This window comes from Pseudarthrobacter xylosi, assembly GCF_055412765.1.
Genome location: NZ_JBVAYT010000004.1, coordinates 90,206 through 104,996 on the forward strand (window position 1 = coordinate 90,206; position 14,791 = coordinate 104,996).

Genomic DNA, 14,791 nt, shown 5'->3' on the forward strand with positions numbered 1-14,791 from the left:
GAGAGAACAGGGACCATATGTCCAGCGAATCCTCCTTCGGCCTCATGCAGATCGGCCTCGCCACCGCGGATGACATCCGTGGCTGGTCTTACGGCGAGGTTAAGAAGCCGGAAACCATCAACTACCGCACACTCAAGCCCGAGAAGGACGGCCTCTTCTGCGAGAAGATCTTCGGCCCTTCCCGCGACTGGGAATGCTACTGCGGTAAGTACAAGCGCGTGCGCTTCAAGGGCATCATCTGCGAGCGGTGTGGCGTTGAAGTCACCCGTGCAAAGGTCCGCCGTGAGCGCATGGGCCACATCGAGCTGGCCGCCCCGGTCACGCACATCTGGTACTTCAAGGGTGTTCCGTCCCGTCTGGGCTACCTCCTTGACCTGGCACCGAAGGACCTCGAAAAGGTCATTTACTTCGCTGCTTACATGATCACCAGCGTCGACGCCGACAGCCGCCACGAGGAACTGCCCAACCTGCAGGTTGAGCACGACATCGAGAAGAAGCAGCTGATCGACAACCGCGACTCCGACATCGCCACGATCGCCCGTGACCTCGAAAACGAGATCGCGCGCCTCGAAGGTGAAGGTGCCAAGGCTGCCGACAAGAAGAAGGCCCGCGACTCCGCGGACCGTCAGATGGCGAACGTGCGTAAGCGTGCCGATGCCGAGATCGAACGCCTCGAGCAGGTCTGGGACCGTTTCAAGAACCTCAAGGTCGCAGACCTCGAAGGCGACGAAGGCCTCTACCGCGAGCTGCGCGACCGCTACGGCATGTACTTCGAAGGCTCCATGGGTGCCGAAGCCATCAAGAAGCGTCTTGAGAACTTCGACATGCAGGCCGAGTCTGACCTGCTGCGCGACATCATTGCCAACGGCAAGGGCCAGCGCAAGACCCGTGCCCTGAAGCGCCTGAAGGTGGTCAACGCGTTCCTGACCACCAACAACAGCCCGCTCGGCATGGTCCTGGACGCCGTCCCGGTGATCCCGCCGGAACTGCGCCCGATGGTCCAGCTGGACGGTGGCCGCTTCGCGACCTCCGACCTCAACGACCTCTACCGTCGTGTGATCAACCGCAACAACCGCCTCAAGCGCCTGCTTGATCTCGGTGCCCCGGAGATCATCGTCAACAACGAGAAGCGCATGCTTCAGGAAGCTGTTGACAGCCTCTTCGACAACGGCCGTCGCGGCCGTCCGGTCACCGGTCCTGGCAACCGTCCACTGAAGTCCCTGAGCGACATGCTCAAGGGCAAGCAGGGTCGTTTCCGCCAGAACCTCCTCGGCAAGCGCGTTGACTACTCCGGCCGTTCGGTCATCGTCGTCGGCCCGCAGCTGAAGCTGCACCAGTGTGGCCTGCCCAAGCAGATGGCACTGGAGCTCTTCAAGCCGTTCGTGATGAAGCGCCTGGTTGACCTCAACCACGCACAGAACATCAAGTCGGCAAAGCGCATGGTCGAGCGTTACCGTCCGCAGGTCTGGGACGTGCTGGAAGAGATCATCACCGAACACCCGGTGCTGCTCAACCGTGCACCCACCCTGCACCGCCTCGGCATCCAGGCCTTCGAACCGCAGCTTGTTGAAGGTAAGGCAATCCAGCTCCACCCGCTGGTTTGTGGCGCCTTCAACGCTGACTTCGACGGTGACCAGATGGCAGTCCACCTGCCGCTGAGCCCCGAGGCCCAGGCTGAGGCACGCATCCTGATGCTGTCCTCGAACAACATCCTGAAGCCGTCTGACGGCCGCCCGGTCACCCTGCCTTCGCAGGATATGATCATCGGTCTCTACCACCTGACCACCAAGCGTGTCGGTTCAGCTGGCGAAGGCCGCGTCTTCTCCTCGGTTTCGGAAGCCATCATGGCCTACGACCTCCGCGAGCTGCACTTGAACTCGCAGGTCCGGATCCGTCTCGAAGGCTTCGTTCCGTACGCGGGCTGGGAAGCTCCGGAAGGCTGGGAAGCCGGCCAGCCGGTAATCGTCCAGACGTCCCTGGGACAGGTCATCTTCAACCAGACGCTGCCGGCGGATTACCCGTGGGTTGAGAACGTTGCGGACAAGGGCGAACTGTCCACGATCGTCAACGATCTCGCCGAGCGCTACCCGAAGGTGGTTACGGCGGCAACGCTGGACAACCTGAAGGACGCCGGTTTCTACTGGGCCACCCGCTCGGGCGTTACCGTCGCCATCTCGGACATCGAGGTACCCAAGGACAAGCCGCGGATCCTCGCCGGTTACGAGACCATGGCTGCCAAGATCCAGGGCCAGTACGACAAGGGCCTGATCGACGACGACGAGCGTCGCCAGGAACTGATCGAGATCTGGAACAAGGCAACCAACGAAATCGCGCAGGTGATGCGTGACAACCTGTCGCCGATGAACACCATCAACCGCATGGTGTCCTCCGGTGCACGTGGTAACTGGATGCAGGTCCGTCAGATCGCGGGTATCCGTGGCCTGGTGGCCAACCCTAAGGGTGAGATCATCCCGCGTCCCATCAAGTCCTCGTACCGCGAGGGCCTGTCGGTGCTGGAATACTTCATCGCCACGCACGGTGCCCGTAAGGGTCTGGCTGACACCGCGCTGCGTACCGCCAACTCGGGTTACCTGACCCGTCGTCTGGTGGACGTGTCGCAGGACGTCATCGTCCGCGAAGAGGACTGCGGCACCGAGCGCGGCCTGGTCACGGCAATCGCCGTGCCGGACGCCAACGGCGAGCTGGTCCTGGACGAGAACGTCGAGAACAGCGCCTACGCCCGCACGCTCGCTGTTGATGTTGTGGACTCCAAGGGCAATGTCCTTGCGGCCGGCGGCACCGACTGCGGCGACGTCGTGATCGCTGAACTGTTCGCAGCCGGCATCACCGAGGTCAAGGTCCGCTCCGTACTCACCTGTGAGTCCAGCGTCGGCACCTGCGCCCTGTGCTACGGCCGTTCACTGGCCACGGGCAAGACCGTGGACATCGGCGAGGCTGTCGGCATCATCGCCGCACAGTCCATCGGTGAGCCCGGTACCCAGCTGACCATGCGTACGTTCCACACCGGTGGTGCTGTTTCCGCCAGCGGTGGCGACGACATCACCCAGGGTCTGCCCCGTATCCAGGAGCTCTTCGAAGCCCGTACTCCGAAGGGTGTCGCACCGATTGCTGAAGCAGCCGGCCGCATCGCCATCGAAGAGTCCGAGCGTCAGATGCGTCTGGTCATCACCCCGGATGACGGCTCTGAAGAGATCGCCTACCCGGTACTGCGCCGTTCACGCCTCCTCATCGAGGATGGCGAGCACGTCACAGTAGGCCAGAAGCTCATCAACGGTCCGGTGGATCCCAAGCAGGTTCTGCGCATCATGGGTCCCCGTGCCGCGCAGAAGTTCCTGGTGGACGAGGTCCAGGGCGTGTACCGCAGCCAGGGCATCGGTATCCACGACAAGCACGTCGAGGTTATCGTCCGCCAGATGCTGCGCCGCGTCACGGTCATCGAGTCCGGCGAATCGGATCTGCTTCCCGGCGAGCTCGCCGAGCGCAGCCGCTTCGAGGAGGCCAACCGCCGCGTTGTGTCCGAGGGCAAGACGCCGGCTTCCGGACGTCCTGAGCTCATGGGCATCACCAAGGCGTCCCTGGCCACCGAGTCCTGGCTGTCGGCAGCTTCCTTCCAGGAGACCACCCGCGTCCTGACGCAGGCGGCCATGGAAGGCAAGAGCGACCCGCTGCTCGGCCTGAAGGAGAACGTCATCATCGGTAAGCTGATCCCGGCCGGCACGGGTCTCCCGCGCTACACCGAGGTCACCGTGGAGCCCACTGAAGAAGCAAAGGCCAACCTGTTCACCGGCCCCAGCGCATTCAGTGACTTCTCGTACGACTCGCTGGGCGGCGACGGAGCTCCCGAGTTCCACGCCATCCCGCTGGATGACTACGATCTCGGCAACGATTTCCGCTAGTCGATTGCGTTGAAAGGCCCCGCTTCCACTCCGTGGAGGCGGGGCCTTTCGTCTACACCCGGTTAAGGGCCCGGGTCCAGCCGTGCTAAACTTTGTGTAATTGTTCTGTGTGGCAGTGGATGAAGGCCGCCGCAGCATCATTTTGGTTTTGTTCTCATGATGCTGGGTGGAGCTTGTTTCCGGGTTGCGGGTAAGGTGCGCAACGAATGCCACGCTTTTGCACGCCTACGCAAGCTTCCAGAGCCGCAGCTGCAAGGAACAACGCCAAAACCATTGTGCTCAGGCTGGCGCCTGAGCGTGAAGGTAGAGATCAAACCAACGGAGAACACGAGAGTGCCTACGATTAACCAGCTGGTCCGCAAGGGCCGCACGCCTAAGGTCAAAAAGACCAAGGCTCCCGCGCTTAACGGCAGCCCGATGCGCCGCGGTGTTTGCACCCGCGTTTACACCACCACCCCCAAGAAGCCGAACTCGGCTCTTCGTAAGGTTGCACGTGTGCGCCTCAACGGTGGCGTTGAAGTTACCGCTTACATCCCCGGTGTAGGCCACAACCTGCAGGAGCACTCCATTGTGCTCGTTCGCGGCGGTCGCGTGAAGGACCTCCCCGGTGTCCGTTACAAGATCGTCCGTGGCGCCCTCGATACCCAGGGTGTGAAGAACCGTAAGCAGGCACGCAGCCGCTACGGCGCAAAGATGGAGAAGAAGTAATATGCCTCGCAAGGGTCCGGCCCCCAAGCGGCCGCTCGTACTAGATCCCGTTTACGGCTCCCCGCTGGTCACCCAGCTGATCAACAAGGTGCTGGTTGACGGTAAGAAGTCCACCGCAGAGCGCATTGTTTACGGTGCCCTCGAAGGCGCCCGCGCAAAGTCCGGCGGCGACCCCGTAGCAGCCCTCAAGAAGGCCATGGAGAACGTCAAGCCTTCCCTCGAGGTCCGCTCACGCCGCGTTGGTGGCGCCACCTACCAGGTTCCGGTTGAGGTCAAGCCGGGCCGCTCCACCGCCCTCGCCCTGCGTTGGCTGGTTGGCTACTCCAAGGCCCGCCGTGAAAAGACCATGACCGAGCGCCTCCAGAACGAAATCCTGGATGCCTCCAACGGTCTCGGTGCCGCTGTGAAGCGTCGCGAAGACACCCACAAGATGGCCGAGTCCAACAAGGCCTTCGCACACTACCGCTGGTAATACTTCCCGGACGCCGCCGGCTCGACTGAGCCGGCGGCGAACGCGTAGTCCATCCGAAAGGGAGACACCGTGGCACAGGACGTGCTTACAGACCTTAGTAAGGTCCGCAACATCGGCATCATGGCCCACATCGATGCCGGCAAGACCACCACCACCGAGCGCATTCTGTTCTACACAGGTGTGAACCACAAGATCGGCGAAACGCACGACGGCGCTTCGACGACTGACTGGATGGAACAGGAAAAGGAACGCGGCATCACCATCACGTCTGCCGCCGTGACCTGCTTCTGGGACAACAACCAGATCAACATCATTGACACCCCCGGCCACGTTGACTTCACCGTCGAGGTTGAGCGCTCACTGCGCGTCCTCGACGGCGCCGTTGCCGTGTTCGATGGTAAAGAGGGCGTCGAGCCTCAGTCTGAGACCGTTTGGCGCCAGGCTGACAAGTACAACGTTCCGCGTATCTGCTTCGTCAACAAGATGGACAAGCTCGGTGCTGATTTCTACTACACGGTAGATACCATCATCAGCCGCCTCGGTGCCAAGCCGCTCGTTATGCAGCTGCCGATCGGTGCCGAGAACGACTTCATCGGCGTTGTCGATATCCTGGAAATGCGCGCGTTGGTCTGGCCGGGCGACTCCAAGGGTGACGTCACCATGGGTGCCAAGTACGAGGTCCAGGAGATCCCCGCGGATCTGCTGGAGAAGGCCAAGGAATACCGGGCTGCCCTCGTTGAGACGGTGGCTGACGCTACCGAAGAGCTCATGGAGAAGTACCTCGAAGGTGAAGAACTCACCGTCGAGGAGCTCAAGGCCGGCATCCGCAAGATGACGATCAACTCTGAGCTCTACCCGGTCTTCTGTGGCTCCGCGTTCAAGAACCGCGGCGTTCAGCCGATGCTTGACGCCGTGGTTGACTACCTGCCCAACCCGCTCGACGTTCCGCCGATGATCGGTCACGATCCTCGCGACGAAGAGAAGGAACTCACGCGCGCGCCTTCCTCCGAGGAGCCGTTCTCGGCTCTGGCGTTCAAGATTGCTGCGCACCCGTTCTTCGGCCAGCTCACCTTCATCCGCGTGTACTCCGGTCACGTCGAAGCGGGTGCCCAGGTGGTCAACTCCACCAAGGGCAAGAAGGAGCGCATCGGCAAGCTGTTCCAGATGCACGCCAACAAGGAAATGCCCGTTGAGGGCGCTACCGCCGGCCACATCTACGCAGCGATCGGGCTGAAGGACACCACCACGGGCGACACGCTGTGTGACTCCGCCGCCCAGATCGTCCTCGAGTCCATGAGCTTCCCGGAGCCCGTGATCTCTGTTGCCATCGAACCGAACACGAAGGGTGACCAGGAGAAGCTCTCGCTGGCTATCCAGAAGCTCTCCGCTGAGGACCCGACCTTCCAGGTCTCCCTCAACGAAGACACCGGTCAGACCATCATCGCCGGCATGGGCGAGCTCCACCTGGACATCCTGGTGGACCGCATGCGCCGCGAGTTCAAGGTCGAGGCCAACGTCGGCAAGCCGCAGGTCGCTTACCGCGAAACCATCAAGAATGTTGTTGCGCGTCACGACTACACGCACAAGAAGCAGACCGGTGGTTCGGGTCAGTTCGCGAAGATCCAGATTGCCATTGGGCCGCTGGACACTTCCGAGGGCGAGCTGTACGAGTTCGAGAACAAGGTCACTGGTGGCCGTATTCCGCGCGAATACATCCCGTCGGTTGACGCCGGTATCCAGGATGCACTGAACGATGGCGTCCTGGCCGGTTACCCGGTTGTTGGCATCAAGGCGACGCTGATTGACGGCGCTTACCACGATGTTGACTCCTCGGAAATGGCGTTCAAGATCGCCGGCCGTATGGCTTTCAAGGAAGCCGCACGCAAGGCAAACCCCATCCTGCTCGAACCGCTGATGGATGTAGAGGTCCGCACCCCTGAGGAATACATGGGTGAAGTAATCGGTGACCTCAACTCCCGCCGTGGCCAGATGCAGTCCATGGAAGATGCACAGGGCGTCAAGGTCATCCGTGCGCACGTCCCGCTGTCCGGCATGTTCGGCTACATCGGTGACCTGCGCTCGAAGACCCAGGGCCGCGCTGTGTACTCCATGACGTTCCACAGCTACGCGGAGGTCCCCAAGGCATTTGCCGACGAGATCATCCAGAAGAACCGCGGCGAGTAGTCTTCGGACTTTCGCAGCAAAAACTCGGGTGCGTTTCCGGTTGAAGGAAGCTCACCTGGTGCAGGTGGCCGGGTCCGGTCATGCCGGGCCCCGGCCATCTGCACGAACAGGCTCGAGGGACTAGTATTAGTTCCTGAATCTGCAATTTCACCAATCCAAAGCCCCCCAAGTAGACTTGCTTGAGTTTCTGCCGCGATCAGCGCGGTTGAAGGGTAAGTCATTTGAAAACGTTCTAGGAGGAACCTGTGGCAAAGGCAAAGTTCGAGCGGACTAAGCCGCACGTCAACATCGGCACCATTGGTCACGTTGACCACGGTAAGACGACGCTGACTGCCGCCATTTCCAAGGTGCTGTACGACAAGTACCCGACTCTCAACGAGCAGCGCGACTTCGCGTCGATTGACTCTGCTCCGGAAGAGCGCCAGCGTGGTATCACGATCAACATTTCCCACGTTGAGTACCAGACCGAGAAGCGCCACTACGCACACGTAGACGCTCCGGGTCACGCTGACTACATCAAGAACATGATCACCGGTGCTGCACAGATGGACGGTGCAATCCTCGTGGTTGCCGCCACTGACGGCCCGATGGCTCAGACCCGCGAGCACGTTCTGCTTGCCCGCCAGGTTGGCGTTCCCTACCTGCTGGTCGCGCTGAACAAGTCCGACATGGTTGATGACGAAGAACTGCTGGACCTCGTTGAAATGGAAGTTCGTGAGCTGCTTTCGGCTCAGGGCTTCGATGGCGATGAAGCACCGGTTGTTCGCGTTTCCGGTCTGAAGGCTCTCGAAGGCGACCCGGTTTGGGTCAAGTCCGTCGAGGACCTCATGGCAGCTGTGGACGAGTCCGTTCCGGACCCCGTACGTGACCGTGACAAGCCGTTCCTGATGCCGATCGAAGATGTCTTCACGATCACCGGCCGTGGCACCGTTGTAACGGGCCGCGCCGAGCGTGGAACCCTCGCCATCAACTCTGAGGTCGAGATCGTCGGCATCCGCCCGGTCCAGAAGACCACGGTTACCGGTATCGAGATGTTCCACAAGCAGCTCGACGAAGCATGGGCCGGCGAGAACTGTGGCCTCCTGCTCCGCGGTCTGAAGCGTGATGACGTAGAGCGTGGCCAGGTTGTCGTCAAGCCGGGTTCCATCACCCCGCACACCGACTTCGAGGCCAACGTCTACATCCTCTCCAAGGATGAAGGCGGACGCCACAACCCGTTCTACTCGAACTACCGCCCGCAGTTCTACTTCCGCACCACGGACGTAACCGGCGTTATCACCCTGCCGGAAGGCACGGAAATGGTTATGCCTGGCGACAACACTGAGATGACCGTTGCGCTCATCCAGCCCATCGCCATGGAAGAGGGCCTCGGCTTCGCTATCCGCGAAGGCGGCCGCACCGTTGGTTCAGGACGCGTTACCAAGATCATCAAGTAATTACTTGTTGATTACTGAGCCGATGGCCGTCTGACGGCTTGAGGCAAAGTGTGGAACAGCCCCGTTGCTAGTGCAGCGGGGCTGTTCCTTGCTAAGATTAATCCAATCAATGGATGAACTGTGCAGGCAGGCCTGCCCTTTGGAGGGAATGCCGTGAGGGACGAATCTTATGAAGCGGGCTACCGTGCCGGTCACCTTCAGGGGTGGCTTGACGCCGTGGCCAAGCTCCAGGCGTCAAGCCAGCCAGGTCCGGGCGCGACGCCAGCGCCAGGGTCCGCAGGCGCAGACTCGCCGCTGAGGGCGGGCCCGGCTGCGCGGGGAGGTACGACGCCGGCAGCCAGCAACGTGCCTACGGCGGCTACATCAGTGCCCGCCGATGTCAGCATCCCGCTGGCGCCAGCGTTGCCTTCGGCGCCTGCTTCGCCTCCATCAAACCGCGCGCCAGTCCCGCCGCGGACTCCGCCGCAGTCTCCGGCGGCGTCGTTCAAGACATATCCAGAGACAGCGGCTGAGAGCCAGGCCCGACGTGAAAAGCGGGACCGGCAGAACATCAACATCACGCTGTACGTGGCCAGCCTGCTGCTGGTGGCTGCAGCAGCACTCTTCATCGGTACCAGCCTTCCGCCCATGTTGCGCTTTGCCGGTGTCTGCGCAGTCACGGCGCTGTTCTATGGAGCCGGATTTGTGCTGCATGCCCAGGTCCCGCGGCTGAAGCCAGCCGCCGTCGCATTCACCGGCACCGGACTCGCCCTGGTTCCTGTGACCGGCCTGGCACTGTACAACTTCGCATTGCCTCACGGCCCGTCGGTTTGGCTGATCACGTCGCTGATCGGCACGGCGGCATATGTTGCAGCGGCGGTACGGCTGGAGAGCAGGGTCCTCGTATACCTTTCCCTCACGTTCGTGGCGTCCACCGCGTTCTCCGGCGTTTCAGTCCTGGGCGGCGCGCTAGTCTGGTATTTCGCTGTGATCATAGCCGTGGCCGTTCTGCTGACGGGCCTTGCCCTCGCGCGACCGCGGTGGCTGCCGCCGGTGTATGTCAGGCCGCTGATGGTCCTGCACCCGTTGGTGGTTCCCGCCGTTGCCGTCGCCGCGACCTGCGTACCCTTACTCTTGGACAAAGCAGAGTACGCCCTGGTCATCGGGATGTGCAGTATCTATTTCGCCCTGATGGCTGCTGTTCCGGGGCGGTTCCGGCTGATCAACTTCTACGCAGCACGGGGTGCCGTCACCGTGGCTGCTGCCGTCGAAATTTGGCATTTGACCAGCCGGGGGAGCGATGCCCTCCTCGTTGTCGTCGTACTGTTCGGCGCGCAGGCATCGGGTCTGGCGCTTCTGTCGGCAAGGCTGACACTGTGGTTTCCCGAGCCACGGCAGGCTGAGTCGTCCGCCGCCCGTAACGGCACCGCTGCCACCGGAGCGCGCTGGCAGATTGATGCGCTGGCTACATTCGCTCTCCAACTTTGTGCCACGACTGCGTTCAGCGTTCAGAGGATGGCTGCTGGCTTCTTCGATGCTGTTCACGGCTACGGTTCAGTCGAAGCCGACGCATCCGTGCCGCTTTGGGTTCCGGTGGCCGTATCGCTGGCCACGGGCATGGTAATCGCCGCGACGTGGTCGGGCCGGGCAGAATGGGCGCCCGTTGCAGCGCTGGCATTGGCCGGCATCGCTTCTCCTTCGATGGGTGCGTGGCCATTGGCCGGCATGCTGTTCGCGGCGGCCGGCTTCTGGGCGATCCGCGGGGCCTTCGCCGCAGGTGATTTCCGGGGCAGGTTGGTTCTGGGGGCCCGGTTGGCCCTCACGGTTGCTGTTCCGGTATCGGTCGCGGCCGTGGTGGGTGACAGTCCAAGTCGGGCCGAGGCGTCAGTGTTCGCGCTGTTGCTGACCCTGGTGTGCCAGCAACTTCTTACGGCGCTGCTGGAACGCGCGGGGGTGCGGACGTTGGCGCCGGGGGCAACCTTGGGCGTCTTCGCTGCCGGGGGTGCGGTGGTCCTGGCCGGGCTGCAGGTCTTTGAGACCTCGCCGGACCACGGCCTGACGGCTGTCGGCCTGCTCATCCAGCTTGCTGCGGTGTTTGCCATAGGAGCTCTGATGGTTCCACGGCCGGCCACCGAAGCGGACTGGGTTGCAACGGTGTGGGAGGCCTTGCCGCTGGGTATGTCCGTGGTGGCCGCGACTCTCGCGTTCCAGGCCGTTTCCCAAGCCGCCGGAAACGTGGCGCTGCTTCTGGTGGTGGCGTATCTTCTCGTCACGGCGACGCGACTGCGCCTGCGCCAACACCGCTGGGCGTACTGGTGGTTCGCCCGGGCGGCAGCCACCGTCCTTGCCCTGACTGCTTTTCACCAGCTGGAGCAGGACGGCGGCCCGGTGGTTATCGCGGCCGAAGTGGTCCATCCGGCAACGGTCCTGCTGACCGTGCTGGCACTTCAGCTGTGCCTTCCGCTGGTGGCCTCCATCCGCCGTCGTGCTCCCCGCGGGATTCTTGCGGACGCGGGCGCCCTGATCCTTCTCCAACTGGCGGGCAGTGCCAGCCTTGCGCAGGCAGGTTCCGCCGACTGGCAGGGGACCTCAGCTGCAGGACTCGTGGCCCTCGGCGCCGCCGCCGCGGGGTACTTGCTCCGCCGCGAGAGGGCTGCCGCCTGGCTTGCCCCGGTTGCATTTGTTGTGCTGCTGGTCCTCGGCGTTGGCGATCCGCTTCGGGTGGAACTGATCCTGGGTGTCTTCGCGGTTTACTCCACGCTGATGGTGGTGGCCGAGCAGCGGCGGGCCAGGAAGGGCTGGTACTTTGTGGCGGCCCGGGTGCTGACCGCAGGCCTCGCCTTGGTCCTCAGCTACGACATCACCGCCTCGCCCACCGTGGTGTCGGTGACGTTTGCCCTCGTGCTCGCGGCCCAGCATGCCGTCCGATGGGTGATGCGCTCACGGCTGACGGACATCCCCTTCCAGCAGGCCGCAGTCTGGATCACCCTGGCGGGGCAGGCGTTGCTGCCGCTCGCGTACGTGACCAGGCTGGGTGGTGTCGGGCTGCTGGAGCAGGAGGACGACGGCGGACGCTGGGTAGTGCTGCTGGAACTCCTGATGCTGCTGGTGTCTGCTCTGGTGGCCAGGAGACTCTTCACTGCCCTGGGGGCCCGCTACTTCGCTGTGTATGCGGGGCTGTTCGGCGTGCTTGCCCTGGGCCCGCTGTTCACGTTCGGCGGGACATTCCTTGTGACCTCGGTCCTGAGCCACACCGGAACTGCCGTTGCTCTGATGGGTATTGCGCTGCTCGCGACCGCTGCTGGCATCCTGCGTCGGCGGCAGAACGCTGGCGCCGCGGATGTCGAGCACTGGCTCTGGCTGGTTACCGCCGGCTCGTTTGCCGGTGCCGGGCTGTTCATTTCGCCGGTGGCGGCTGGCTGGGTGACGGGGGCGGCTGTACTGGTCCTGTCAGCGGTGTGCTTTACCGCATCGCACGTCGAGGACCTGCCGGTCCTGTATCCGCCGGCAGCCTTGGCCGCGCTCGGCGGGTCCGTCGCCTTGGCGGCGGAGGCATATCAGGATGTCCCGGGCGCCTGGGGCGGATTCCTGCCGTGGCTGACGGGAGCGGGCGTGGCCTCGGCTGCCCTCTATGCGGTGCGGCTCGTGCGCAGCGGCCAGTTGCAGACTGAGCCGGTGCGTCGTTGGTCGCTGGCCGGCACGGCCTTCCTCGGCCTCGTCCTGGCGGTCTTCGTCGGAATCGGGCACGATGCAACGTCCTGGGCGGCCGCGGCCGTACTGGCTGCCGCCGTCGGAATCTCCTACCGAGAGGCACCAGCCAGGGCGCGACGGATCGCCCTGGAGGTGGGTGCGTTGCTAATGACCATGGCGGTCCAGCGTGCTGCCATCTTCGGACTGGACGCGCCGGGTGGCAGCGCAGGCCGGCTATTGACCGGCCTTCCCAGTCCGTTCTGGGTTGTTCAGTGGTACGTGCTCCTGGCCGCTGTCCTAGGTGGCCTGCGCTATTTCACCGGCAACCAAGCTGCCGGCCGGTTGTTGGTGGGCGCGGCGTCGGTGTTGCTCACCCTGAGCGGCCTCGGCGTAGTGTTCGGCGGCAACGGTGGGCAGCAGCTGTGGGTTCTGGTGCTTCTTGCGCTCCTGCTCACGGCAGGACTTGGCTTGGGGGAACGGCTGTTTGTCTGGTGGGGCGCGGCCGGGGTGGCCGCCTGCATTTTGTGGGCAATGCGGCAGTACACGTTCCTGCTGCTGGCGTTCATCGCCGTCGGGCTGATCGTCTTTGCCGTCTGGCGGTTGAACCGTGGAACGGCCGGTCAAGCGCCGGACGAGGAGCAGGAGATAACCCCTGGTCCTGAGTCCAACCGGCCGTCCCGCGAGGGTAGGGAACCGTCACGCCGGCACTGATACTGTTGCTGACAGCGAGAGGAGTACATCATGGGATGGCTGATTTTTCTGATCATCGCGGTAGCCGTGGTCGCCGGAGTTTTCTGGGCCAAGAAGCATTTCCGCACCGAGATTGACCGCGCCAAGCGCATCAACCGGGCAAACAAGGACAAGTAGCAAGGCCGGCCGGCGGGCGTCAGTGGGGCGTTCGCCGGCGTTCAGTCGGCTGCCAGCCAGTTCAGCCGAGCGGCTTCACGCCGGAGGGCCTTCGTTGGCCAGGGATTTCCGGGCCTGGCTGAGCGCCCGGTACCAGTAGAACGATTCCTTGGGTGTGCGCTCCAGTGTGTCGAAATCCACGTGCACCAGGCCGAAGCGCTGCGAATACCCTGCAGCCCATTCGAAGTTGTCCATAAAGGTCCAGACGTAGTAGCCGCGGAGGTCCACGTCGTGGGCGATTCCGCCCGGCGCCGTCGCTTCCAGCGCGTGCCGCAGGTGGTCCGCGATGTAATTGATCCGCTGCTGGTCCCGGATAGGGCCGCTTACATGGTCGGGTTCAGGGAAGCTGGCACCACTTTCCGTGATGTAGATCGGCGGCAAGGCATCCCGGTAGCGATCCTTCAGCTCGCGCAACAGGATGCCTAGGTGCTCGGGTGCCACCGGCCACCCGAAACCCGTGGTGCCGTATTCGGGAAACGTCTCCTGGTGGAACGGCACCCGCACCATGGCCTCGGCCGGACCCGTGGGGCTTTCGGCCGGACCTCGGCCGGCAGCCACCTTTGTCGGGTAGTAATAGTTCACGCCGTAGAAGTCCAAGGGCTGATGGATGGTGCGGAGGTCGGCGTCGGAGATTCTGCCGAAGGACCGGAACCACGGCTTGGCGATGAGCGGCGGGCGCGGGTACCGGCCCAGCAGGACCGGATCGGCATAGATACGGTTGAGCATCAGGTCGAACACCAGGGCGATGTACTTGTCCGTGATTTTCCGGGTTGCCGGCCGGACCGGGGAGTGGAGGTTGGTCACACCGATTCCGCCGCGGACCCCTGCTGCACGCAGCGCCTGGACGGCCATGCCGTGGGCAAGCAGCTGGTTGTGGACAGCAGGAAACGCGTCGAAGAGAAGATCCCGTCCGGGGGCATGGACACCCAGCGCGTAGCCGTTGAGCACCACCGAGGCTGGTTCATTGAGTGTGACCCACTGGTCCACGCGGTCACCAAAACGCCGGCCGGCCTCGCCCGCATACTCAGCGAAGCGTTCGGCGGTGGCCCTTTTCATCCAGCCGCCGCCGTGCTCCAAAGGCAGGGGAGTATCCCAGTGGTAGAGGGTGGCCATGGGGGAGATGCCGGCCTCGAGCAGTTGGTCGATCAGGCGGTCGTAGAAGTCCAGGCCCTGCTTATTGAACGCGCCGCGGCCGTCCGGCTGGATCCGCGGCCATGAGATGGAAAAGCGGTAGGAATCGACGCCGAGGTCCCGCATCAGAGCCACATCTTCGGGCGAGCGGTTGTAGTGGTCGCAGGCCACGGCGGGGGAGTGGCCATCGATGATGGCGCCGGGCTTTTCGGCGAAGGCGTCCCAGCCGGATGGACCCCGTCCGTCAGCGGAGAGGGCGCCTTCGATCTGGAAGGCGGCAGCGGCAACTCCCAGGGTGAACGAGCGGGGCAGACGTCCGGCCAGATCCTGGACGGAAACGTCATGTTCGACGGTCATTCCCCCATCAT

The 14,791-nt window shown here is 63.4% G+C and carries 8 protein-coding genes; 7 read left to right on the plus strand and 1 reads right to left on the minus strand.

Annotated elements, in window-relative coordinates; translation table 11 throughout:
* The first annotated feature begins 17 nt into the window (after nucleotides 1–17).
* The 7 genes from ACZY1F_RS10480 (at nucleotide 18) to ACZY1F_RS10510 (ending at nucleotide 13,253) form a co-directional block, all read left to right on the plus strand.
* A complete protein-coding gene (locus ACZY1F_RS10480) occupies nucleotides 18–3,917 on the plus strand; it encodes a DNA-directed RNA polymerase subunit beta' (protein ID WP_354222843.1) in 3,900 nt (1,299 codons plus the stop codon).
* A gap of 333 nt (nucleotides 3,918–4,250) precedes the next feature.
* Complete coding sequence (gene rpsL, locus ACZY1F_RS10485) at nucleotides 4,251–4,625, plus strand: 30S ribosomal protein S12 (protein ID WP_011692814.1); 375 nt, start codon at nucleotides 4,251–4,253, stop codon at nucleotides 4,623–4,625.
* Between the two features lies 1 nt (nucleotide 4,626).
* Entirely contained in the window at nucleotides 4,627–5,097 is a 471-nt protein-coding gene (rpsG, locus tag ACZY1F_RS10490) for a 30S ribosomal protein S7 (protein ID WP_011692813.1), read from the plus strand.
* 69 nt (nucleotides 5,098–5,166) lie between these two features.
* On the plus strand, nucleotides 5,167–7,281 hold the full coding sequence (fusA, locus tag ACZY1F_RS10495) for an elongation factor G (protein WP_463915388.1): 2,115 nt from the start codon (nucleotides 5,167–5,169) through the stop codon (nucleotides 7,279–7,281).
* A 245-nt stretch (nucleotides 7,282–7,526) separates the two neighbouring features.
* The gene (gene tuf / locus ACZY1F_RS10500) at nucleotides 7,527–8,717 is read left to right on the plus strand and encodes an elongation factor Tu (protein ID WP_141141214.1); all 1,191 of its coding nucleotides are present in this window, start codon (nucleotides 7,527–7,529) and stop codon (nucleotides 8,715–8,717) included.
* A 153-nt stretch (nucleotides 8,718–8,870) separates the two neighbouring features.
* Nucleotides 8,871–13,097 carry a hypothetical protein gene (locus tag ACZY1F_RS10505; protein ID WP_463941658.1) on the plus strand — a complete coding sequence of 1,409 codons (4,227 nt, stop codon included), beginning with the start codon at nucleotides 8,871–8,873 and terminating at the stop codon, nucleotides 13,095–13,097.
* 30 nt (nucleotides 13,098–13,127) lie between these two features.
* Nucleotides 13,128–13,253: a hypothetical protein gene (locus ACZY1F_RS10510; protein WP_255527485.1), complete on the plus strand. Its 126-nt coding sequence runs from the start codon at nucleotides 13,128–13,130 to the stop codon at nucleotides 13,251–13,253.
* Nucleotides 13,254–13,328: 75 nt separating this feature from the next.
* Here ACZY1F_RS10510 and ACZY1F_RS10515 read toward each other — a convergent pair whose 3' ends face one another.
* Nucleotides 13,329–14,780, minus strand: coding sequence for a GH1 family beta-glucosidase (locus ACZY1F_RS10515; RefSeq protein WP_463941659.1), 1,452 nt, complete (start codon nucleotides 14,778–14,780; stop codon nucleotides 13,329–13,331).
* Nucleotides 14,781–14,791: the final 11 nt, after the last annotated feature.

What these genes read in the sequence shown, in the direction of transcription:
- ACZY1F_RS10480 (WP_354222843.1), top strand. Translation starts at nt 18, where the DNA reads ATGTCCAGCGAATCCTCCTTCGGCCTCATGCAGATCGGCCTCGCCACC.
- rpsG (WP_011692813.1), top strand. Translation starts at nt 4,627, where the DNA reads ATGCCTCGCAAGGGTCCGGCCCCCAAGCGGCCGCTCGTACTAGATCCC.
- ACZY1F_RS10510 (WP_255527485.1), top strand. Translation starts at nt 13,128, where the DNA reads ATGGGATGGCTGATTTTTCTGATCATCGCGGTAGCCGTGGTCGCCGGA.
- ACZY1F_RS10515 (WP_463941659.1), bottom strand. Translation starts at nt 14,780, where the DNA reads ATGACCGTCGAACATGACGTTTCCGTCCAGGATCTGGCCGGACGTCTG.